This is a genomic window from Vibrio sp. 1078-1 (assembly GCF_033340475.1).
This window is the reverse complement of record NZ_JAWOWM010000646.1, coordinates 1-579: the sequence shown is the minus strand read 5'-3', so window position 1 is coordinate 579 and position 579 is coordinate 1. Positions and strand designations below refer to the sequence as shown.

General features: G+C 38.2%; 1 protein-coding gene. It reads left to right on the top strand.

Annotated elements, in window-relative coordinates; all coding sequences use genetic code 11:
* Positions 1 to 24: 24 nt before the first annotated feature.
* The gene (locus tag R7190_RS29280) at positions 25 to 492 is read left to right on the top strand and encodes a hypothetical protein (protein ID WP_147691810.1); all 468 of its coding nucleotides are present in this window, start codon (positions 25 to 27) and stop codon (positions 490 to 492) included.
* The last annotated feature ends 87 nt before the right edge of the window (positions 493 to 579 follow it).

Below are 579 nucleotides of genomic sequence, written 5' to 3'. Positions count from 1 at the left end.
GCGGCGTTATACGTTTGAGGAAGTATGGAAGTTTTAGAACTGATCTTTGACCCTACGGTCATTATAAGTTTGTTATTAGCGGTATTTTCCCCATACCTTGGCAAGTTGGGTAAATTCATTGTTTCAGGGTTTACTCGGACTCCGGTGATACTCAAAAATTTCTGGCGCTTGCGGAAATGGAAGAGAATTAAAAGTTATTACCTACTTTCTAGTAATCCATATGAGATAACATGGAATATTGTAAGAACTTACTTCTATTTAACAGTATTTATAATGTGCATGCTCTTTTACATTGTATTCGTAAAGTTAGGTGCTTTTGGTGACGTTGGTGGTTTTCCTCCAGAAGTTCAGCATTTAATATTCTCGCCGATCTATATCTTTGAAGCTTTGTGGCTCAAGCAACGTGGTTTTACTCGAGACTTGATTGAGTTAAAAGATAGGCGACGGAAAAAACGTATAACAAAGCGTTCAAGAGTGATTCGCAACGCTTAGCATTTTCGTTTTAATTCGCTTATGTGTTTACGGTGTAACTAGCTAGTCTAGTTTAAAGCGTTGCTCACACCTTAACGCGGCGTTAGT

Bases quoted from the DNA above. Each gene is read 5' to 3' on its own strand.
- R7190_RS29280 (WP_147691810.1), top strand. From the start codon at position 25: ATGGAAGTTTTAGAACTGATCTTTGACCCTACGGTCATTATAAGTTTG.